We start from the raw sequence: 395 nt of genomic DNA on the forward strand, positions 1-395 counted from the left end.
CGGGTCGGTGTCGAGCAGCCGGTCGAGCAGTGCGTGGTCCACGACGGCCCCGTCCATGGGCCGTCAGGGTGTCACCTGAGCAGCGAACGCGCCATCACCATGCGCTGGATCTGGTTGGTGCCCTCGTAGATCTGGGTGATCTTCGCGTCGCGCATCATGCGCTCGGCCGGGAAGTCGCGGGTGTAGCCCGCGCCGCCGAGCAGCTGGACGGCGTCGGTGGTCACCTGCATCGCGGTGTCGGAGGCGAAGCACTTGGCGGCCGAGGAGATGAAGCCCAGGTCGGGCTCGTTGCGCTCGGCGCGCGAGGCGGCCACGTAGCAGAGCTGGCGGGCGGCCTCGACCTTCATCGCCATGTCGGCGAGCATGAACTGCAGGCCCTGGAACTCGGCCAGGTG

Annotated in this window: 1 protein-coding gene; it reads right to left on the minus strand. The window is 69.4% G+C overall.

The window, feature by feature from the left end:
* Nucleotides 1–71 precede the first annotated feature (71 nt).
* Nucleotides 72–395 (minus strand): acyl-CoA dehydrogenase family protein (locus DBV35_RS29390; RefSeq protein WP_281262258.1); only part of this gene is annotated, 324 nt, incomplete at its 5' end.

The organism is Acuticoccus kandeliae (assembly GCF_003073115.1).